The 20,591-nt window shown below is 71.4% G+C and carries 13 protein-coding genes; 1 reads left to right on the forward strand and 12 read right to left on the reverse strand.

Annotated features, from left to right (window positions below; genetic code table 11):
• Positions 1-315 precede the first annotated feature (315 nt).
• The gene (locus WME82_RS24095; protein ID WP_438044708.1) at positions 316-2,058 is read right to left on the reverse strand and encodes a hypothetical protein; all 1,743 of its coding nucleotides are present in this window, start codon (positions 2,056-2,058) and stop codon (positions 316-318) included.
• Entirely contained in the window at positions 2,055-4,049 is a 1,995-nt protein-coding gene (locus tag WME82_RS24100) for a CHAT domain-containing protein (protein WP_438044709.1), read from the reverse strand. Before WME82_RS24100 ends, WME82_RS24095 begins: the two co-directional genes overlap by 4 nt.
• A 230-nt stretch (positions 4,050-4,279) precedes the next feature.
• Between WME82_RS24100 and WME82_RS24105 the strand changes: the two genes are divergently transcribed.
• The gene (locus tag WME82_RS24105; protein ID WP_438044710.1) at positions 4,280-5,497 is read left to right on the forward strand and encodes a hypothetical protein; all 1,218 of its coding nucleotides are present in this window, start codon (positions 4,280-4,282) and stop codon (positions 5,495-5,497) included.
• 26 nt (positions 5,498-5,523) lie between these two features.
• On the opposite strand, the gene WME82_RS24110 is transcribed toward WME82_RS24105, so the two are convergent.
• The 10 genes from WME82_RS24110 to WME82_RS24155 all read right to left on the reverse strand — a co-directional run bounded on the left by WME82_RS24110 (position 5,524) and on the right by WME82_RS24155 (position 20,559).
• Positions 5,524-6,093: a hypothetical protein gene (locus tag WME82_RS24110; RefSeq protein ID WP_438044711.1), complete on the reverse strand. Its 570-nt coding sequence runs from the start codon at positions 6,091-6,093 to the stop codon at positions 5,524-5,526.
• An 8-nt stretch (positions 6,094-6,101) separates the two neighbouring features.
• The gene (locus tag WME82_RS24115) at positions 6,102-7,793 is read right to left on the reverse strand and encodes a hypothetical protein (protein ID WP_438044712.1); all 1,692 of its coding nucleotides are present in this window, start codon (positions 7,791-7,793) and stop codon (positions 6,102-6,104) included.
• An 11-nt stretch (positions 7,794-7,804) separates the two neighbouring features.
• A complete protein-coding gene (locus WME82_RS24120; RefSeq protein WP_438044713.1) occupies positions 7,805-9,148 on the reverse strand; it encodes a metallophosphoesterase in 1,344 nt (447 codons plus the stop codon).
• A gap of 39 nt (positions 9,149-9,187) precedes the next feature.
• Complete coding sequence (locus tag WME82_RS24125) at positions 9,188-10,408, reverse strand: hypothetical protein (RefSeq protein WP_438044714.1); 1,221 nt, start codon at positions 10,406-10,408, stop codon at positions 9,188-9,190.
• Positions 10,405-12,120 (reverse strand): peptidoglycan-binding domain-containing protein, encoded by a 1,716-nt coding sequence (locus tag WME82_RS24130; protein ID WP_438044715.1) that lies wholly within the window; start codon positions 12,118-12,120, stop codon positions 10,405-10,407. Before WME82_RS24130 ends, WME82_RS24125 begins: the two co-directional genes overlap by 4 nt.
• 266 nt (positions 12,121-12,386) lie before the next feature.
• On the reverse strand, positions 12,387-14,063 hold the full coding sequence (locus WME82_RS24135; RefSeq protein ID WP_438044716.1) for an eCIS core domain-containing protein: 1,677 nt from the start codon (positions 14,061-14,063) through the stop codon (positions 12,387-12,389).
• 78 nt (positions 14,064-14,141) lie between these two features.
• Positions 14,142-15,653, reverse strand: a complete 1,512-nt coding sequence (locus WME82_RS24140) for a contractile injection system tape measure protein (protein ID WP_438044717.1) — start codon at positions 15,651-15,653, stop codon at positions 14,142-14,144.
• Positions 15,650-17,242, reverse strand: a complete 1,593-nt coding sequence (locus tag WME82_RS24145) for a hypothetical protein (protein WP_438044718.1) — start codon at positions 17,240-17,242, stop codon at positions 15,650-15,652. Before WME82_RS24145 ends, WME82_RS24140 begins: the two co-directional genes overlap by 4 nt.
• A 4-nt stretch (positions 17,243-17,246) precedes the next feature.
• Positions 17,247-19,238 (reverse strand): hypothetical protein, encoded by a 1,992-nt coding sequence (locus WME82_RS24150; protein ID WP_438044719.1) that lies wholly within the window; start codon positions 19,236-19,238, stop codon positions 17,247-17,249.
• A gap of 22 nt (positions 19,239-19,260) precedes the next feature.
• Positions 19,261-20,559, reverse strand: a complete 1,299-nt coding sequence (locus WME82_RS24155) for a tail fiber domain-containing protein (protein WP_438044720.1) — start codon at positions 20,557-20,559, stop codon at positions 19,261-19,263.
• Positions 20,560-20,591 lie beyond the last annotated feature (32 nt).

Below are 20,591 nucleotides of genomic sequence, written 5' to 3' on the forward strand. Positions count from 1 at the left end.
CTCGAGATCGACGATGTCGGCGGGCGCTGGATCCGGGCGTGACGAACAGCCCGCTTTCCTGAGCCCAAACGCAGGATGGAATCATGGGTTCCGTCGCGCGTCAAGCTGTCCGAAGGGACGATGGCGCGCACGCCTGCGCCGGCGTTAAGTACGTGGCCGCACGCTCCCGAGCGGTGATGGACCGCATCGGCAAGCGCGGCGCCCGAGCAGAGAGCGCGGCCGCGGCAACCTCGAGCATGAAGCACACGTGATGTGCAGATGCCGGCAAACGCTGCCTGGTCGATGATGTGGGTTGCACGACCCCGCGGAGCTCCCTCACCGCCCGAGCCGCTCGCGGCCGCCCGCGCGATAGGCGTCGACCCAGCTCCACAACGTCTCCAGCGACACCCTCGCGCGCGCCGCGATCGCGCGCGGCGCGTCGTCTCCGCGGATCATCGCCAGCACGGCCGCCTCCCGCGCCGGCGCCGCGGGCGCAGCGTCGGCGGCCGGCGCCTCCGGCTGGGTACACGCCACCTCGGCAGGCGCGGGCGCCTCGGCGCGCAGCGCGAGCTGCTGGAGCGGCAGCCGCGCCGCCGGATCGCCGAGCAGCACGTAGCCGCGGAGATCGTTGCGCAGCATCCACAGGTGAGCGCGATCGGCGCGATCGGTGGGATCGGCGCGGCCCGCCGCGCGCGCGTCGGCCTCGATCTGGTAGCTCTGCGCGAGATCGTCGTTCGCGCCGCGGTAGAACTCCATCAGCGCCTCCAGCGCGATCCCCGCGCGACTGCCGCGGGCCAGCACCTCGAGCGGGCGATAGATACGGGACTTCTTGCTCTCCGACAGGCTCTTCGTGCCCGAGAAGCTGTACGTCCACGCGAGGTCGACGTGGCCGATGACGGCGAGCGGCCCCGCCGGGTTGGCCAGCGCGGCCTGCGGCAGGGCCGCGACGAAGGGGCGCTGGCCGGACGCGGGGAGGCTGCGCAGCACGGCCTTCAGGCTGCCACCATAACGATCCTCCTGCGCGAGCTGCGAGAGCCAGGCGTGATAGACGCTCTCCGCCGGCGTGCCCGCGCCGAGGCAGGCCAGATAGAACCACATGCCTCCCGGCAAGAACGCCTGGCCCCGCAGCCGCTCGGCGTCGAGGATCTCGTCGTGGGCGATCACGAGCGCCCCCTGGCGCCGCCAGGCGTCCTCCTCCCTGCGCCAGCCACGCCGGGGCGCGCCCAGGCCGTGGCTCACCGAGAGCAGCACCGAGGGACGCGCGCCGCCGCCCCCGGCGAGCAGATCGTCCACGCTGGCGGCGGAGATCTCGCGCACCGAGGCCACGGGGAGCTTGCCCCTGGCGTGCGCGTCCATCGACGTGGCCAGGCTCGGGCCGACGAGCCTGAGCTTGCCCGTGACCGTGGCCGCCGAGCCGTCGGGCGCGGCATAGAAGAGCAGCTCCGGCGAGGTCTCGGGCGTACCGCGCTGCGCGTAGCGAACGACCTTCTCGGCGTAGGCGGCATAGCCGGCGAGATCCGTCTCTCCCGCGCCGTCCGTGAAGTGGACGCGCCCCGTGAGCGCGTCATTGGCGAGCGCGTGCTGGAGCTCCACCGAGGTGTGATGGAGATCGCCGAGCATCATCAGGTAAAGGGGCCTGTCCTCCTCCGCCACCTCCTCGGACCAGTAGATATCTCTCCGGAAGTCCGCCGATCGCTTGGCGTCCATCCCGTGCGGCACGCGATACACGCGCGCGGGCGAGCCCTGCTCGGCCTCGCGCAGCGCGACGAGCGGCTGGATGGCCTCGAGCATCCGGTCGCCCTCCCGGTCCTCGGGCGCGATCACCGCCCATCGCTGGAGGGTGAGGTCGTTGCGATCGGCGTCGGTGCGGCGCCAGTGGTTGGCATCGCGGGCCTTCCTGGGCCTCGGCGCGCGCTGGGCGGCGTCGTCAGGCAGCCCCTCGTCGAGCACGGGGCGGCGCTCGTCGGCGTCGGCGAGCAAGAGGTCCAGCCGGTCCTCGCGGGGGTTCATGGTCATTGGCTCCTCGATGGCCCGGAGCTCGGGTGGGAGGGGCTTCGCCTGGAAGGGAGGGTGTGTCACGAGGCGTCCTCCAGCGCGAAGGCATCGAGTTGCTCCGCGAGCTCCACCAGATCTCCGGTGGTGGCCGCGATGTGGCCCGTGCCGGGCAGCCCGCCGCCGTTGCCCCAGATCTCGATTTCGCTCCCTTCGACCCCAGGCGCGAGGACGGCCAGGCTGTCCGGGGGCGCCGGGCGCTGATCGTAGAGCCAGCGCAGCAGCATGCGGTGGCGGAAGTCGAGGCTCGAGAGCGCGACGAAGAGGCCGGGCTGGACGCGCGGCCGCGCCAGGAGCTCCTCCATCCATAGCGGCGGCCGGGCCCCGTCGGCGCCGAGAGGGCCGTGGATGTGATCGTCCTCGGTGAGCAGCGGCGGCGAGAAGATGGGGCGCGGCTCGGCCGAGTAGCCGCCGTACAGGCGGAGCACGACGATCTCGCTGTCGAGATCGAAGCGCCGGGGCATGACGGGATCCATCTTCCACGTAGCCGCCCCCGCGGCGCGCTTGACGACGCGCGGCTTGCCGCCGGCGCCCAGGAGGGACGGCTGGATGGCGTATACGGTCCGCTGCGGCAGCTTCTGCGCGATCGCGTGCTCGAGGCAGGGCCGCCAGAGCAGCGTGACGTGGACCCCCGGCCGGACGAAGCGCGCGAGCGCCTCGACGAGCGGCGGGGCCATCGCAGCGGGCGAAGCGGTCAGCGCCTGCTGGAAGAGCGAGTGCAGCACCTCCTGCCCGAACCGGAGCACGCAGCGCTGGGTGAGCGCGCTCAGCGACATCGCCTGCGCCGCCGGCTCGCCGCTCTCCTGCATGAACTGCTCGAGCTCCCTCTGGAGCGCGGCGCGATCGTCCTCGAGATCGCCGAGCACCATCGTGAACGGCCGCTCGAGCAGGCTCTGGAGCGCGGGCGCGAGCGCCCTCGATCGGCCCTTCTTCCCCGGCCTCGTCACGCGGCGGCCCTGGAAGTTGAAGACCACCGAGTCCGAGCCACGGAGGTACAGGATCGGCGAGAACGCCTCGGCGCTCTGGGAGAGCAGCGTCCGCCGCGCCGCCGCCACGCTCGCGCCGATGTCGCCCTGGCTCAGCGAGGCGCCCGTGAGCGCGCGGTAGAGCTCGGTCGAGCACGCGCGCGCCACGTCGGCCTTCACCGGCCAGAGGTGCGCCACCACGGCGTCCGCGCCCGCCCTGGCCAGGATCTCCGCCGCGCTGCCGAGCGCGCCGGTCCTGGCGCCCTCGCAGGCCTCGAGGATCACGAGGCGCAGCTCCTCGCAGAAGGCGGCGGAGAGCTCGCGCCCCAGCGCCTCGGCGGTGATCCAGGCCTCCTCGCCGTCCTCGTCGTCCGCCACGCGCAGGACGGGCTTGCCCGAGAGATCCACGCCGCCGTGGCCGAGCCAGTGCACGACGTGCGGGCTCTTGCCGCGACGGAGCCGATCGAAGAGGGCCCGCGCGCTGATCTCCGGCCCGGCGATCGGATCGAGCCACTCCACCTCGCCGGCGTCGATCGACGGGGCGAGCGCCTCGCGCAGCACGTCGAGGGCGCGCTCGCCGGTGCCCGGCGCGATCCCGAGCACCCGGACGGCGCCCTTGACCTCGCGCGGCTCCCACGGCTCCGACGAGGTGACGCCGCGCGCGAAGAGCACCCTGGGGTCGGTCCCCAGGAACCCTTCGGACGTCCCCGGCCTGCAGAGCGCCTCCCAGGGGATGGCCTGGAGCGCGTGATCGCGGGCGAAGAGCCGCACCAGGAGCGGAGCGCCCTTCGACACCTCGCCGAGCCGCACGAGGACGTCGCGCAGCTCCCCTTTGAAGACCTCCTCGTGGAGGGCCTGCGAGTCGCTCACCGCCGCTGGATCCAGCGATTTACCGCCGCGGACCGCCCTCCCGATCTTGTTGGCGAAGGTCTGCAGGGCATCGAGGCCCTGCTCGGAGGACATCGCGTGCCCCGCGGGGCGCTCTCCCCGGCTGCCACGCGCGTTGACGCGCACCTCATCACCGCTGATGTCGAGCTCGATCTCCAACCACATCGAAAGACAAGCCTCGCTACGTTGTGCTCCCTGCCGAGTCTGACTCCGTGGCTTTGTAGACCGCAGCAGGAGGGATTCTCACCTTAAAAACTATTAAGAACGCATCGGCGGGCTCGTCCCTGGGACGTGATTAATGATGTGTGCCGGCAGGCGTGCGCGACTGAAGAACGGACACGATCATGGGACTCACGGACGATTCTCGTTCACGATGGCTCGGTAGATATGAAATCTTGCGCTCCATCCGCCGTCGCCACGGCTTCCACGTCGTCGCGGCGGCGCGCGCCGGAGGCGCGGAGCCCTGCGTGGTCATCGTGCCCGGCCCGGCCGCCAGCGCGGCGCGGGCGAACACCGTATTTGCCGAGATCGAGCGCGTCCACGCGCTCCTCGATCACCCGCTCATCCCGAAGGTCGCGGCGCGCGGGGTCGCCGACGGCATACCGTACATCGAGCTCGCCTGTGACGCCGTGATCGACGGCGTCGACCTCACGAGCCTCCTGAACGACGCCGGCTGGAAGGTGCCGCCCGGGAGCGCGGCCGGCCTCGTCGCGAGCCTCCGCAAGGCGATGCAAGCGGCCCACGCGGTGATCGATCCGAAGCACGGGCGGCCCGTCTGCATCGGTCGCGTCTCGTGTGCTGACGTCCTCTTCTCACGCGAAGGGCGCTTCTATCTCATCGGCTACGGCAGGAATGCCCCGCTCGAGAGAGCCGGAGAACAGCAGATCGACAGGGTCGTAGAGTTCGAGGCGCCCGAGGTGGCGGCGGGCGGCGAGCCGACCCCGGCGAGCGACGAGCTCGCGCTGTCGCTCCTCGCGCGGTCGCTCCGTCATGCGGTCCAGGGCAGCGCGGCGAGCGCGCGCGGCGCCGACCGGAACATCCGCTCGATGGACCTCGAGTCGCCCGAGCAGCTGGAGCGGCGCGCCCGTGGCGCGCCGGCGCACGCGCGAAGGTGCGGCGACGAGGCGGACCTCCTCCACCACCTCGCGCCCTGCAGCGAGGCGCCTGATCCCGAGGGGTTCGCGTCGCTCGTGGCCAGCTTGCTCGCCGGGCGGCCGCTGCCGCTCGCCGCGGAGGCGGCGCCGGCCTGCCCGCCCACGCTGGTCCTCGGCTGCGAGGTCCGCTGGATCGCGGCGAAGGACGGCGTGAAGCACACGCTCGGGCACGCGCTGAGCCGCATCGTGACGGCCCTCGTCGACCGGCACGACGAGGCGCCGGACGCCTCGCTCTCGCTCCAGGACCTGTTCGAGGCCGGCTGGCCCGGCGAGCGGCCGGTGGCGGACGCGGGGGCCAACCGCGTCTACGTGGCCCTGACCCAGCTCCGCCGCATGGGGCTCAGGGACGTCATCGAGCGCAATGAGCACGGTTATCGCCTCGCGCCGCGCGCCGTCGTCCGGTTCGTCTCGCCCCGGACCGAGCACGCCCGACCTCAGGACACGCGCTCTGCCCCGTGACGGGCGCGGCGCGCCCGCCGGCGTCGCTACCTCGCCTTCTGCTCCCCGGCGAACGTCTGTGCCACCTTGACCACGAGCCGCTCGCTGAAGCCAGCGATGAACGCGATCGCGAAGGCCTTGCTGTTGTCGGCGTCCCCGAGGTTCAGCACCCTCGACTGGAGGAACGCGTAGGCCGCGAGCCCCGGCAGCGCCCCGAGGACGGCGCGCGAGAGGGTGACCCGCGCGTCCGACACCTGCGCGTGAGCCCTGGCCCGGAGGGAAGGACCCTTGAGCGATCGAGCAGCGCTGAAGGTGGCTCCCAGGGCGCCAAAGGAGAAGACGCCGAGGAGGGTCCGAACTCCCCAGGCGGGCCATTGCTGGACGGGAGCTCGCGTCGTGGCCGTGAGCGCCACGAGGAGCAGCAGGACGAGGAGGGCGAGCAGCGCGAGCGTCCAGAGCTGCTCCCTGAGGAGCCGGCTGCTGGTGTTGACGCTGTCGACGCGATCGTGGCGGCGTGACCGCAGGACGAGGCGCCGCCGGGCCCTGCGTGGCGGCGCCTCGTCCACGGGCTCGGCGGCAGGGCGGGCCCGCGGGGCGTCGGGCTCCTCTTCGGGCATGCGCACCGCTACGGCAGCTCGCCCAGCGCCTCGAGCCCGGCCTCGCAATAGGCATCGTACCAGCGCTGGAGCTCTTCTCGCGTGATACCGTATCTCTCGGCGATCTTCCTGTCGCCCTCCTCCCCGAGGATCTTCTCGTGGACGGCGCGCTGCATGCGCGCCGCGTCCCGCCCGCGCCCCGCCGCCGGGGCCGGCGGAGCGGCGGGCAGCGGCGGGACGGGCGAGCGCACCTCCGCCGGCGCGGGCGTGGCCTTGACGGCTCCCCTGTCGCGGTCGATCGCGAGCCGCGCCGCCGGATCGCCCAGCAGGACGTACCCCGCGAGATCCTCGCGCAACATCCACAGGTTCGCCCGCCGCTTCGCCCGACCCTGGTCGGGGGCGAGGGGCTTGCCCGCCGTCTCGGCCCTCGCCTCCTGGTTGTACATCGCGGCGAGCTCGTGGTTGGCGTTCCCCAGGTAACGGAGGAGCTCGTTGTACGAGTTGCCCACGCGGGCGCCCTTCACCAGCGAGCTGAAGACGCCCTCGAACCGCGACGCCCTGTCCTTGCCGTCGGGCCCCATGTCCTGGAAGCTGTAGGTCCAGGCCAGATCGATGTGGGCCATGACCGCGAGCGGGCCGCGCGGGCTCGCCAGCGCGGCCTGCGGCAGCGCGGCGATGAAGGGCCGATCGCCCGCCCTGGGGAGGCCGGCGAGCACGCCGTCGACCCGCCCGCCGAAGCCGCCCGCGTCGCGCAGGCGGGCGAGCCAGTGGTGATAGGCGCTCTCCGCCGGCGTCCCGCCGCCATAACACGCGAGGAAGAACCAGATCCCGCCGGGCAGAAAGGGCCTGTCGCCGAGGTCCTCGGCCGCGATGCGCACGCCGGAGCCCAGGCTCATCGCTCCTTGCACGGCGCGCTGCTCGTCCGCCGATGTCCATCCCCTGCGGGGCGCGCCCAGGCCGTGGCTCATGGTGAACAGCATCGACGGCTCCGGCCGCGCGAGCTGCTCGAGGAGCGCGCTCCTCGCCGCCTCGGCGCCGTCATAACCGATCTCCTCGATGTCCCTCGCCTTGAAGCCGCCCCGCTGCCGGGTGTCGCGGCACCGCGCCACGCTGGGCGCGACGAGCGCCCTGTGGCCGATGGTGGTCGCCGCGGTGCCGTCCTGCGCCGTGAAGAAGAGCGCCCGCGCCTGCGCCTCCCTCGCAGGGGCGCGCTCCGAGGAGAGGAGTTTGTCCACGTACGCCGCGTAGCCCGCGGCGGACCGGGACACCAGGCGACCGACCAGCGCCTCGCTCGCCATGGCCTGCTGGAGCTCGAGCGAGACCTCATCGAGGTCGCCGAGCACGAGGAGATACCGCGGCAGATCCTCGAGCGCGACCGACTCGTCATGATAGACGCTCTTGCTCCACCGGATCGCCGCGTCCGCGTCCATGCCGGCGGGGACGCGGTAGGGCACGACGGGCGCGCCCTGGTCCTGTTCCCGCTTCCGGATCAGAGGCTCGACGAGCGCGAGGAGGGCGTCGCCCGCGGGCCCCTCGGGCGCGATGACGGACCAGCGCTGGAGCGAGAGATCGTTGGGATCCTCGGAGAAGTCGGCGAAATCGTGGACCAGATCTTCTCCCGTGGGCTGCGCCTCGTCCGCAGCGGACTCGAGCGGCAGCCCCTCTTCGAGCACGGGGCGTTGATCGTCGGCGTGGGCGAGGAGCAGCTCGATGTCAGACATGGCTCCTCCTCTCAGCGCGCCGCGCCCGCGGCGGGGACGCGCGCGGACCCAAGCGGGTGGAGCTTTCCCTCGTCCCATTGCACGAGCCGCATCGTCGCGCCGCCGTCCGGGAGCGCGTCGAGGAGCACGGCGGTGAGGCGCTGGACGGTCTTCGCCGCCCTCTGCCTCTCGGGCAGGAGCCTCGGGTTGTGGCGCAGCTCTTCGAGGAACTCGGCCCACGCCTCGTCGCCGGCGTCCGAGCGCGGGAGCTGCATCAGCCAGATCCACGTGCCCGTGTTGGCGAAGGCGATGCCGTCGGCCACCTTCCAGCGGGCCGCGTGGGTGTGGCCGAGCACCACCGCGCCGGCGTCGAACTTCTCCGCCAGGCGCCGGGCGTCGGCCCACTCGGCTTCATCGGGCTCGAGGCGGAAGTACTCGTCACCGAGGGTGCCGGCGAGCCTCTTCTGCATGCCCGCGTAGAGCTTCAGGCCGGCGCGCGCGAGCTTGAGGCTCGCGGTCGACATCGTCTCTTCATCGGCGAACGCCGCGGGCCCGTCGCCGAGCGTGGCCTCGAGCGCCGCCGCCTCCTCGGCCTCGAGGCCGGCGTCGGCGAGCCTCTCGGCGAGCCCGAGATCCTCCTCTTCCTCGGCGAAGGAGGCCGCCGACCCCGCCTTCTTGAAGAGCTGCCAGGCGATGTCGAGCGAGGCCGCGCTGAAGAGCTGCTTCACGATCCCGGGCGCGACCGCGAGCGCGGCGAGCGCCGCGCCCTGGAAATCGGGCTTGAGCAGGCTCACGAAGCGCAGGCCGTGCCGGCGCGCGATGGGGTTCATGAGCTGCTTCACGAGCACCGAGCCGGCCGCGTACCTGAACCGGTCGAGCCGGGCGAGGCGCCCGTAGTCGACCTTGTTCCAGTTGTCGTTGTGCTCGCCGTGGGTGACGAGGATCCGGGCGCCGCCGACGTCGAGGATCGCGGGGGCGTCGCCCAGCTGGAACGTGAGGCGCGCAGCGACCTCGGGCGGCTGATCCATCGCCGCGCGCAGGATCTCCTGCACCTCCGGGACGGCGAGCTCCACGTCGTGGTTGCCGAGGCGGACGATGACCTCGCCGCCGCGCGCGAGGACGCGCCCGAACGCCTCCAGCACGGCGGCGCTCGCGGGCGCGGCGGCGATCGCGCGGGCCTGCGCGGCGGCGCGCGCCGGATCGAGCTCCAGCGGATCTTCGTTCATGAGGAAGTCGACGCCATCGCCGTTGACCACGACCCGCGCGGGCTCGCCCGCTATCCGGTCGAGGAGCGCGGGCAGGGCCTCGCCCCCGGCGAAGACGTCGTAGTCACCCCCGTTGCCGAGGTGCAGATCACTGATGATGAGGGTACGCATGAAGGTTGTCTCCCGGTTGCTGGGGCCCACTGCCGCGTCTCAGCGGAGCGCCGCGGGCGGCGCCCAGATCGCGTGGTGAGGCCGGTTGTGCAGGCCCTGGGCCGGGCTCCACGACATCTTCGCGTTGCCCCTGGCATCGCAGAAGACGTCGAGCAGCGGCCGGTTGTCCGGGGCGACCTTGGTCGGCGCGTCGGACTTCGAGTTGACGCACCACGTGGGCTCGATGCGGTCGTGAAAGGGCGCGCCGCGCAGCGAACGGAGCAGCCAGGAGATGGGGAGGCCCTCGTCCTCCATCGACATCCACTCCGAGCGATAGAGCAGCTCGCCGTCGCCGCGGCGCCGGAGGAGCAGGCGGGCGCGCCCGCGCGGCTTCAGATCGCTCTTGATCTCTCCGAGGCCGTCGATCCGGGCGATGCCGCGGAACGACCATCGACCGCCGGAGAGCGCCGGCGGGATGAACGGCCACCAGTGCGACTCCCAGAGCATGCGCGCGCCCCTGACGGCGGCGGCGTGCGTCGCGGGGTCGTTGAACGAGGTGGTGGTGTCCCAGAGCTGCCATTTGCGCTCGACCGGGTGCTTGCGGATCACCATCGCCACGTGCCCGCTCCCGGCGCCCGCGGCTCCGGACGCCGACCAGAAGAGGCACGAGCCGACCGTGACCTTCTCCCAGAGATCATCGGGCCAGTCGGCGAGCACCTTCGGGACGGAGGTCCAGCCGTCGCCCAGCCTGGCTGCCGCCGGCAGCGCGTCGGTCCCACAGCCGATGTCGCCGTACGGGCCGCCGTCCCAGCCGCCGATGCAGAGCGCGGTGGTCACCGACTGCTGGCACTGCCCCACGATCGGGTAGCGCCCGTTGCCCGTGATCGCCTTCGCGACCCCTCGTTGCGCGCCGTAGAAGAAGGCTGGCATCGTGTACGGAATGCCGGTCTGGTGCTCGGCGATGGCCCGCGCCCAGTCCTCGCGGTCGCCGGAGGCGGTGTCGTAATCGGGGTGCGAGAAGACGTCGCCGATCCCCTCCCTGGCGCGGGACAGGATGAACTCGGCGAGGCCCTCGGCGTCCTCGGGCCCGCTCAGGCCGTGCTCGGGCGGGTCCAGCAGGTTCACGGTGCGGACGAGCTGCGGTGGCGGCTCGTCGTCGGCGAACGCGACCGGGCGAGCCAGCCACTCCTCGGGCGGCTCGGCGGGCGCCGGGTCCATGTCCACCCACGCGGGGACGCCCGCCCGCGGCGGGGCGCCTTCATCGCTCTTCTCTGCGGTCATCGGTGCTCCTCCTCTTCTCTTCGATTCGATGTCTCCGCGCCTGTCGCCCGGGTCGCCGCGCTCGCGTCGAGGGCCGCGTCGAGGGCCGCGAGCGTCGCCGCGCCGATCACGCCGTCGGCGGCGAGGCCGCGCTCGGCCTGGAACTGCTTGACGGCCGCCTCGAGGCCCGGACCGAACGCGCCGTCAGCGCCGCCAGGCACGCTCGCGCCCAGCGCGATCAACACCTCCTGCAGCGCCTTCACCCCTGATCCCCTCGCCCCTCTCCGGAGCGCGCCCCGACCCGAGGCGACGCTCTCCAGATCGGGTTGCCCGGCGAGGGGGGCGCGCGTGAGGCGCGGATCCTTCGGCGGGCTCGGCGCCTCCGGCGGGGGCGCCGCCGCGGGCGCGCCGATCGCGGCGGCGAACGGGTCATCCGCCGGCGGCTCCGCGGCCTGGAGGAAGGGCTCGTGCAGGCAATCGAGCCCGTCGTCCTTCATGTGCCGGAAGTAGAGCCGGAACTGCCTGAAGTCCGGGATCCACCTGTGCTTGCGCGCCTTGCCGTAGAAATAGCGGCCCACGAGCGCGGCGAGGCGCCGGTCGCGCTCCTCCGACGGCGACCCGGGGCCGAGCTGCGGGACGGCCCACTCGAGACACCCGATCACGTACCCGGGCGCCCAGTGCTTGAGGTGCGCGATCAGGTTGAACAGCGCCTGCGTCGCGATCGCGTCGGCGCCGCAGATGTTGCCCGAGCCATCCATGAACGTGCGGAGCTGGGCCTCGGTCACCGCGTCGCGCGTGGCGGGGTCCCTGGCCAGGTCGATCAGCAGGTGGAGGAGCGGGACGGAGCGGCGCAGGATCTCGAGCGCTTCCTTGCCTCCGGTGACGACCATGCCGGCGTCGAGATCGACGACGTCGTACACGTTGCTGCCGCGGTAGCGGACGCCGGCGGCGCCCAGCGCCTCGCGCACGGCGTCGTTCGCGGTCGCCCGCTCCATCACCTTGCCCAGCCAGCCGCGGCCGCCCCAGCCCGTCCCCCACGTGACGATCTGGTCATCGTAGGTGTTGATGGCGGCCGTGCTGCCCTCGCGCGCCTGGAGCGCGCGAAAGGCCATGATCTTCCGCCGATCGGCGGGGCTCGCCTGCGCCGCCCGGGCGTCGAAATACCCGTGCAAGTAGGCGAGATGAGCCTTGTCCGCGCTGCCTGTGTAGACGTGCCCTGCGCCCCAGGGCTTGAGCCCCGGCTCGACCGGCACGGCGGCGCGGAACTGCGCGATCTCGGCGGTGAGATCCTCGGGCAGCGCGCTCCCTGCCTCCACCGCGCCCGAGCCGCGCGCATGATCCTCCCGGACCGGGAGTTCGCCGTCCGCGAACGAGAGGGCCCCGCCCGGGCCCCCCCTGGCCCGGGCGGGATCGGGACCGGGCGCGGGGAGCGACAGGTCCGCGTACGCGGCGGAGGATCGGAGCTCGGCCACGCCTGCGAGCGAGGTCTGGATCTGCTCCAGCAGCGCGGCGTAGAGCTCCGCGCGCCGGGCCTCCTCGATCTCGTCGAGCCCGATCTCCCAGGTGTACGACGCGCCCTTCCCGCGCAGGATCCGGTGCGCGAAGAGCGCCGGATCGAGCGTGGGAAAGGCTCCGAGCGCGAAGGCCGAGGTGCGTGAGAGCAGGGCTCGCTCGACCTCCTCCGCGTCGCCCCGCGTGGCGGCGAGTTCGAACAGGAAGACGTTCCGTGACATGGCAGGTCCCTTTCGGCGGTGACGTGTCCGTATGAAACCGACGAGACCGAGCGTCGTCATCTTAAGAGAAATTAAACTGGTGTTCCTTCAAGCTCCGTCAGCGCGGCGAGGCCGCCGCGCGGCGCGCGTCCAGGAACGCGGCGACCTCTATCCCCCGCTGCGCGCGCCTTCTCCCCTCCTCCTAACGTCCTTTCACCAGCGGCATCTACAGTACCGCGACCGCCAGAGACGGACGCGGGCATACGTTCGACGCCGGGCCGGAGAGTTCAATACTCCGCGTCGTAAACGTCCCGATCTACAGTCGTGCGCCAGGGCCTGGCGGGGTCATAGGTCGGAAACCAGTAGACCGCGCGGCAGGTGAACGTCTCGGGGAAGAGAAGGTGGCCCACAGCTGTGAGGAGGGCGATCCCAGCCTGCTCGTTCCTGATCGCTTGGGTATCTTGCTGGTTCAGCGGCTTCTGTTGCTCCTGGGTGATGAGGTCATCACCATCCTGGATGTTCCCCATCAGAAACGAAGGCAAATACGGGTGACGCTGATAGGTATAATTGGGAACGACCTCGTACATTATCACTTTCGGCCATGGCAGGGACACATTTTGGAGCGTGGTCGGATCGAGGAGGTGCGTCACCACCCCCGGGTATTGCGTCGTCGGCTTCGCCCCGGGGATATCAAGAGCGCTGTTGTTCCAGGCAAAGAGGCTACTCGTACTGCCGGGGGGCTGGAACTGGAACGGCGGGTTGGCACTGAGGTTGGTCTCATACTTCACGGCGTTTCCCGAGGTCGCCCTTTGCATCGACTGGCGGATCGGGTTCTCGACGAGGTTATAGTGTAGCTGGGTGTTCGACTTCGCCGAGCCCATGAAGATGTTCTCGGCGCGGTTGTTCGTTTGCGCGTGCGGAGCGAAGTTGTGATTGATCGCGTGCATCGCCGTCGCTGCGTTCTGCTGGTTGTTCGCCCGGACCAGGCCCGCGTCGATGAACCGGATCTCCTCGAAGTCGAGCGGCGCCCCGGGCGAGGAGCCGCCGCCGGTGTTGCTCACCATCTTCTCGAGGTTGACGGCGTTCCCTCTGGTGCCGCCTCGCTGATAGAAAAGACCGTGATCGGTGAGGAAATCGAGCTTCAGCCCTCCGATGCCCGGGCCTTGATAGGCTGCTCCCCTCTGATGGAAGGGATCGAACGGCGAATTGAGCTTCTGGATGACCCCGGAGGCACACTGAACGGCCGCTTGCTGCCCGTCCGGACGGCTGCTCGCCGATGGAGGCGCAGAGGGCGTCTGCTGCCCGCCGCAGCTCTCTCCCCTCGCCGCCTTCGCCCCCATCGCGTCCGCCTCCGCCTCCAGCGCCGGCGCGTCGTTGAGCGCTATCCCCTTGTACTGCGCCGTCGCCTGCACGCGACCCGCCCGCTGCTGCACCACGTGCGCGAGTTCGTGCCCGAGCAGCTCCTGCCCCTGCCTCGTCTCTGGCGCCCACCGCCCCGGCGCCACGTGGATCTCGCTCCCCTGCGTGTACGCGAGCGCTCCCAGCGCCGTTGCGCGCGACGATCTCGGGTGCACCCGCACGCCGGAGAAGTCGGTCCCGAACGCCGCCTCCATCTTGGCCTTCACCGGCGACGGGATCCCCGTGGAGTTGACGGCGCGGTCCGGTCCGCTGCCGGTCCCCACGCCGGGCCCAGCCGCCTTCGCCTGGATCGCCGATCCGCCTGGCGCGCCCAGGATCTCCTGCGTGACGCGGTCGCCCACCGCCCGCGTTCGCCCTGTGGCCGCAGCCGCAACGAACTCAGCCCCGAACGCCTGCTCCAGCGCCGCTCGGGTCGACTCGGTCGGCGGTCGTGCGGGCGGCGTCGTTCTCCGCTGCACGAGCGGCGGCACAGGGGAGCGGGCCCGCGAGGTGCGCGTGGCGCTCTGCGAGGTCTTCGGAGTGGACCGGTCAACAGCGATTTGCATGAGACTCTCCTCGGCGCGGGCGGAGAAACGAGGCGGCCCCGCGCGCCACCGCCAAGCGTGCGATCAGCGAAGCCGCGGTCACCACTCCACAGAGAGCGGCGCCTCCATCCAGGGCTGCTTCACCCAGCTCATCCCCCAGGGAAACCGATCCAGCACCACGTCGTACGAGGCCCGCTCCACGCGGAGGAGCCACGCGCCGTCACGGGCAGAGAGCGCGCCCTTGCGAATCAAGAACGAGCCACGGAATCCGGCGATCGACATCTCCCCCAGGATCGGCGCGCTGGCGATCGCCGCCGTGAGCAGGTTGCGGCACTCCTCGGCCTCTGCCTCGGTGACCGGAGGACCGAAGTCGAAGACCTCTGTCATTCGCATGCCAGAGAGCACGCGGGCCAGGGGAAGCTGGTACTCGGCCGGCTCGAGATCCCCCGTGCAGAGGTGCTGGAGCAGGCCGGCCGCGCGGTGGAGGGCGCGCCGATCCTTGAACTGCGTGTCGGCGAAGAGACCCAGGCGCTCGAACAAGTGCCCGAGGAAGGGCCAGAGCACCACCAGCCCGGCGTTGTCCACGTAGACCTCGTCGGCGTCGCTGTACGCTGGATCGACGGACAGCTCCTGGTCCGCAGCCGCGGCCCCCGGATCGCTCGACGGATGCTCTCCCCGCGCCTCGCGGACCGGCCTCTCGACGACCGCGCCGGGGCTCTGCCCGACCGTTCCCGGCGCGGCTGCGCCGGGACTCTGCATGACCGCCCCCAGCGCGCCCGGCCACGCCGATGGGCTCGGCCCCAGAGGCGCGTGCAGCCCCGCAAGGAGAGCCCCGAGGGTCACGCCGGCCTCCAGCGCGATCCGGGCCAGCGCGTCGCGAAAGAAGCCCACCCGCCCGTCGCTCGGGCTCTCCTCGCGGCACGCTGTCCGCAGCGCGCCCGTCCAGACGCACGCCCGGAAGCCGTCCGGAGTGGCCCCAGCGACCGCCCCGTGCGCGCGCAGCAGGGCGACGAGCTCCACCGGCATCGAAGGGAGGTCGGCCTGCGAGGACGCCGCGAGAGCGTCGAACAGCGCCCAGAGCTGCGCGTCGCGGCTGTGGCGGACGATCCTCGTCAACGCGCCGCCTTCGCGCTCGAGCGCCCGGATCAGCGCCGCGAGCGGGCGCGCCGCGCGCTTCAGGAGCAGCCCCAGGGTCTCGTCCAAGAGCTGCGGTCGCGCGCTGTCCGCCCACCAGGGGAGCGCGCCGGTGCGGGCGAAGAACGCCACGAGCTCCAGCCGGGAGATCACCTCGGGATCGAAGCCCCGGAGCGCCGTCTTCTCGTCCTCCTCGCGGATCCGCGCGGCCAGCGCCTCGCGCAGCAGCGGGTCGAGCCTGTCGACCAGGTCGCGCTCCAGGTGGTCGGGATCGATCCGCCCGAGATCCACCTCGACCAGCGCGATCCGCTGGACGCGATCCGGAGCGCCGAGCTCGGTGCAACACCGATCGATGACCGCCTCGAGGCGCTGGGCGTGGATGCGGCCGAGCTCGGTTTGCAGCCGCCACGCCGCCTCGCGATCCTGGACGGTCACCTCCAGGATCTGCCGGCGGATCTGATGGCACGGCGCGGTCACGGCGCTGTCGCCGCGGGTTCGGGGGCAGCGCCGAGCTCGCTGGGCGGGGCCTCCTCGGCGACCGGGGTCACCGTGACCGATCGCTTGGCGACCCACCCGATCCCGGTGCGGGCCTTGATGGCCATCACGTCCACCGCGCCGCCGAGGGGCAGCGGCGCGATGTCCACCAGGGGATCGAGCGGGCGCACGTGCGCCGGATCCAGGGCCGCAGGCGCCGGCGGATCGCGCGTGATCACGAGATCCATCTCGACCCGGAGCCCCCGGCGAGGACCCTTGTCTGACCCTTCCGGCTCGGTCGCCGCGATGCCCTTGTTCATCGACGGGGCCCGCTCGTCGCGCCGGTGGAAATACGCCGGCAGACCGAGCTCGCTGGCCTCGTTGCTCGGGTAGAAGTGGTAGAAGACCCCGGGCTGGCCGCCCGAGACGAGCAGCGTGCCGCTCGCGCCGTCGGCGTTCGCCGAGATCTGCAGCACGAGCGGGGACGCCGGCTCCGGCCTCACCGGGACGACCGCCGCCTGCTCGAGCTGCACCGCCGACTCGAGCGACGCGCCGGCCACCGTGTGGATCTTGCGCGCCTGCACCACGACGATGCTGTCGTCCAGGAGCGGCCCCACGCCGAGCTCCAGGACGCCGCCGTTGCCCGGCATCGCGTCCCCGTGCTGCACGGAGCCGGCCGGCGCCTGCCAGAGCGCAGGAGGCCGCGGGGTGTACACCTCGACGCCGGACGTGCCGGGGACGGCGATCGCCACGAGGGCAGACCCCGCGTCGGGCACGAAGTCCACGGTGGAGAGCGCGCGGACGTGGGCGCTGTAAAGCACGTTCGGCTGACTCCCAGCGATGGTGATCGTGGCGCTGCCCTGCGGCAGGACCGGTGATCCGGCGGCCGACACCACGAGATCCCGATCGGCGCGGACCGCGATCGGCAGCGCCGCGGTGAGCACCGCGTGGAGCGGGGCGCGCCCTTCGCCCTCGTCGAACGTCCTCTGGACGTCGACCCGGATCACCGTGTCTTCGGTCACCCGACGGGCCGTCAGCGTGATGGCGCCGTCCTTGTTCCCGCTCACGCGCTCGGGGGGCGTCATGGGGATCGGGCTCCCCGCGCCGTCGATCAGCCCATATGTCGCGCCCGCCTGGCTGCCCGAGATGCTCACCAGAACGCGGCTCCCGTGGTCGACGAGGCGAGGCACCTCGGCGATCTCGGGCGTCGAGACAGGGAGATCCGTGGCAAGCCCCACCTTCACCGTCGCGGTCTGGAACAGGAAGGTCTCGCGCGTCAACGGATCGAGCTTTTTTGCGTGGATCCGGAAGGTCTTGTCCACCCTGTCGATGATCGGCCCCTTGAGGACCGCCTTCTCCCCGGTCCCGTCCACGGAGCAGGCGGGCACCACCGGCGCGTCTCCGTCGAACAGCTCGTACCTGACGCCCGCCTGGGCGGGATCGAGGATGATCTCGCAGGGGGCGCCCACGTTCACGGTCAGCTGCGCTTCTTGAACGTTCACGTCCCGGATCGGGGTGGTCTCCCCGAGCCCGAGGAGATCGATGAGCCGGTCCCGGGCGCAGCGCACGTCGATAGGTCTCGCGGTGGACATGGTTCTACGAGCTCCGCTCCTCCAGGTGTACGCCCAACGTCGCGGCGAGGACCTCCCGCCGCTTCTGCAACCACTGCCCGTGAGCCGTCCGGAACGCCGCCCAGGCGTCGGCCGCCATCCAGAGCACATACGGTGTCAGGTGGGCCGGCGTCTCCGCGCGGAGGGTGTTCTCGACGAGCTGCTTGAACGCTGGATCGCTGAATCGCCCCACCCCGTCGGGGAGGACGAACGTCAATCGCAGCGAGTAAGGGTCCTTCTCCCGCGCGGCCGAGAGCAGCGCGGGCGGCCTGTCCGTGGGCGGGTCCGTCGGCCCGGGGCGCTCCTGCTTCTCGTCGCCCGGCATCGGGCGGAGCAGGATGTGCTCGACGACGGTGATCTCCTCACCTCCGGCGAGCCCGAGCGTGACGCGGAGCCGCTCCTCCAGCCCCGACATGTTGGCGGGGCCAGCGGGCGCGAGGCCATCGAACCCCGTCCCCCGCGCGCTGCTGATCCGGGGATATCGCTGCAAGATGCGCTGCTTGCGCCGCGCTCGCTCCGCCGGAGAGATCAGCGCGGAGGCCGCGTCGTGACTGCCGATCGGCTCGGCGAAGCGGGCCAGGAGGTGATTCAAGAAGCGGTTCTTCCGCTCCAGGGAGGCGACCTCGGCCGGGGTCTCCACGAGCTCGCCGAGCCGGGCCCGGTGCGCTTCGTCGAGCGCGCGGATCTCCTCGAGCCGGAGGCCGGGCTGGTCCAGCGCCTGCGTGAAATACGTCCGCGTGCCGCCGCCGTGGGAGAACAGATCCTTGACGTGGGCGAGCTGCGCGAACGCGTTGGCGAGGAGCTGATCGAAGAACATCAGGTACGCCGCGAGCTGCCGCGCCTGCGCCTTGCGCGCGGGCGTCGCCGAGTCGGGTAGCCCCGCCTCGCCGACCCCGTAGAGCATCGGGAGGTGCTGCCGTACCGAGGTGTACGCGCCGACGTTCCGGTCACGCCCCGCGGGCACCGCGAGCGCGCTGTCGCCCGCGCCCTGGGGGGCGTCCGGCGCCCTCTCCGGCTTCGCCTGGGCGATCACCCTCCCGGCGCTCATCAGGGTGATCACGGATGCATCGAAGTTCATCCTCGGAACCCGATCGGGGTCGACCGGCAGGGACCACTCCTCCTTGGCGCCGCCCGTGGAGACGCGGATCCGGCTCACCGCCCGCACCGCCGCGATGTCCGTGATCGCGCGCATCAGATCGGAGATGTGGATCACGGTCCGCCGCGTCGCGTCCGCCAGCACCTCGTCGGAGAGGAACCCGTGCTCGAGCCGGGGCCCCTCGAACATCGCGTCGACGCTGATGCCGGCGTCCAGCAACCGCGAGAGCGTCGCGAAGGGGATGGGCGGCGAGATCTCGTCGGCGATCGCGCGGCCGATCTCGTTCAGGAGCGCCGCGGGGTCGTCCACCGGCGTGATCTCCACGGTGGCCTCGACCTGGATGAGCTGCGGCTCCAGCACCGTGATCTCGGCGAAGTCCTCGCACAGGGGGCGGTTCTGGTGGAGCCTTCGAGCGACCCTGGCCCTGACCTGGGTGCCCTGGCTGTGCTCCGACGCCTCGATGAGGACGCGGTAGAGGCCGCGCAGGCGGACCGGGTCGGAGGCGATGTCCTTGGGCGCGAGGCGTATCTCCCGCTCCACGGGGAGATAGTAGAGCTGGAGCGCGTCCGCCGTGGCCGGCTCGACCCAGGCGTTCTTGACGCCTTCCACGTCGAGGACGAGCCGGCGGAGGTCGGCTGGCGTCACCGGGTGCGAGGTGAGGATCTCCGCCGGCAGGTGGAGGCTCCGGTACGGATCGTCCCCGCCGTCGGCGAGCAGATCCGGGATCTCGTACCCGGCGCGGTAGCCGAGATCCGAGAGGGCATAACAGAGCTGCTCCAGGAGGGTGATCCCCGGATCGTGAGCGTTGAAGTCCGTCCATCGCCCGCCGGTCATCCGCTCGAGCTGGCGGATTCCCTCTTGGCGCAGAAGAGCGTAGTCCATCGTATGGCTCCAGGTGTCGCGCTCAGGTGGCGCGCGCGAGCTTCAGCGCCTCGACCTCGGCGGCGAGCTCCTTCACCGCCTCGACGAGCGGCGCCACGAGGCGCGCGTAATCGACGCTCTTGGTACCCTCGTGGGTCGCGGATACCAGCTCGGGGAAGACAGCCTCCACATCCTGCGCGATGAGCCCGATCTGCGGGCCGGCCACTATCTTCTCGTCGACCCAGCGGTACTGCACCCCCTGGAGCCGGAGCACCCGCCCGAGCACGGGGCCAAGCGGCGCAATGTCGCGTTTGAGGAGGCGATCCGAGAATAGCTGGATGTTGCTGACGTAGACTATACCGCTCGAGACGAGCAGCCTCTCCGCGCCATACTGCCAGATGGAAACGGTGTCGTCGGGGTCGTTGCTGGTGCCGAGCTGGAGCTTGGTCGACTCGCCGCTGACGACCATGTAACGAATCCACGCCGCATCGCCGCTGCCACCGCCGGGATCGGCGGGGAACATGATGCCGTTGCTCGCGGAGTTGCCGACCGAGGGCGTGATCGCCCCCCCCACCTTGACGTTGCCGGTGACGTTGAGCTTGTAGCCGCCCGGATCGGCTGTGCCGATGCCCACGTTGCCGTCCTTGATCACGAGCATCGCGGCGCCGCCTGTGCCGGGCGCGAGCGCAGTATCGCTGTGCGTGCCGCCCTTGTAGAAGGCGAAATGGGCGCCGGTGCGAAAGTACGTGGTGGAGTCTTGGACGCCGATTCCATACCCTTCAGCCCACAGGTTGAGCATCTGGCGAGTGGTGGAGCCAAAGCTCATGCACGCCTTGCCGTCGGTGCCATCGACGAGGATGTTCCCTGCCACCCGGAGCTTGTTGCCGGCCGGGTCGGCCGTGCCGATGCCCACGTTGCCGTCCTTGATCACGAGCATCGCGGCGCCGCCGGCGCCGTCGACGAGGACGTTCCCCGCCACCCGGAGCTTGTTGCCGGCCGGATCGGCCGTGCCGATGCCCACGCCGCCGGTCGTGGCATCGATGAAGAGGCGGTTTTGGCCGTCGCCGTCGCCGATGCCGAGTCCCTTCTTGCCGCCGGCTTGCAGGCTCAGCGCCCAGGCGGGCTTGGTGTCCGTCGCGAAGCTCTCATAGAGGTGGATCGCCGGCTTGTCGCCGGCCGTCGACGCCGCGATCTGCGCCGGCTGATCGGCCGCCTTGACGAGGCCATCGTCCTTCTGGTTCAGCCCCGCGTCGATGAGATCCCTGAAGTTGCCCTCCGTCGGCAGGGCGTTCTTGACGAAGTACGCCTTCAGCTCAGCACGGCTCTTCTTGTTGATTTCCATGGTGTGCGATTGCCTTTCTCACCGAGCGACCG

The sequence above is a fragment of the Sorangium sp. So ce128 genome, from assembly GCF_051525245.1.
Lineage (GTDB): Bacteria > Myxococcota_A > Polyangia > Polyangiales > Polyangiaceae > Sorangium > Sorangium cellulosum_B.

Coding starts and splice junctions, on each gene's coding strand:
- WME82_RS24150 (WP_438044719.1), bottom strand. CDS start 19,238: ATGGACTACGCTCTTCTGCGCCAAGAGGGAATCCGCCAGCTCGAGCGG.
- WME82_RS24120 (WP_438044713.1), bottom strand. CDS start 9,148: ATGCGTACCCTCATCATCAGTGATCTGCACCTCGGCAACGGGGGTGAC.
- WME82_RS24125 (WP_438044714.1), bottom strand. CDS start 10,408: ATGACCGCAGAGAAGAGCGATGAAGGCGCCCCGCCGCGGGCGGGCGTC.
- WME82_RS24155 (WP_438044720.1), bottom strand. CDS start 20,559: ATGGAAATCAACAAGAAGAGCCGTGCTGAGCTGAAGGCGTACTTCGTC.
- WME82_RS24100 (WP_438044709.1), bottom strand. CDS start 4,049: ATGTGGTTGGAGATCGAGCTCGACATCAGCGGTGATGAGGTGCGCGTC.
- WME82_RS24115 (WP_438044712.1), bottom strand. CDS start 7,793: ATGTCTGACATCGAGCTGCTCCTCGCCCACGCCGACGATCAACGCCCC.
- WME82_RS24145 (WP_438044718.1), bottom strand. CDS start 17,242: ATGTCCACCGCGAGACCTATCGACGTGCGCTGCGCCCGGGACCGGCTC.
- WME82_RS24135 (WP_438044716.1), bottom strand. CDS start 14,063: ATGCAAATCGCTGTTGACCGGTCCACTCCGAAGACCTCGCAGAGCGCC.
- WME82_RS24130 (WP_438044715.1), bottom strand. CDS start 12,120: ATGTCACGGAACGTCTTCCTGTTCGAACTCGCCGCCACGCGGGGCGAC.
- WME82_RS24110 (WP_438044711.1), bottom strand. CDS start 6,093: ATGCCCGAAGAGGAGCCCGACGCCCCGCGGGCCCGCCCTGCCGCCGAG.